Genomic DNA, 304 nt, shown 5'->3' on the forward strand with positions numbered 1-304 from the left:
CCGCGCTTGACCCGGCTCGATCCGAATGCGGTGCCCTGCTCGCTGTCTGTCATCATCGCCCTCTCGTGGTACAAAAACGGGTTTGGCCTATGCCGAAGATATCATCCCGTTCCCCGCTCGGTAGACTCGCAAACCGGAGGGGACATGGACCAGCAGACCATCACGGGCACCACCGCGTCCGAGATCGCCGCGAGCGTACGCGCGCTGCACGAGCGCGGCGCGCTGCGGACCGGTGACGCCCTCCCACCCGTTCGGGAGCTCGCGGCGCAGCTCGGCGTCAACCGCAACACCGCGGTCGCCGCAT

General features: G+C 67.8%; 1 protein-coding gene. It reads left to right on the top strand.

Annotated features, from left to right (window positions below):
- Window positions 1–144 precede the first annotated feature (144 nt).
- On the top strand, window positions 145–304 hold a 160-nt coding region (locus SB775_RS28550; RefSeq protein ID WP_410864548.1), incomplete at its 3' end, for a GntR family transcriptional regulator.

The sequence above is a fragment of the Peribacillus sp. SIMBA_075 genome (assembly GCF_046534585.1).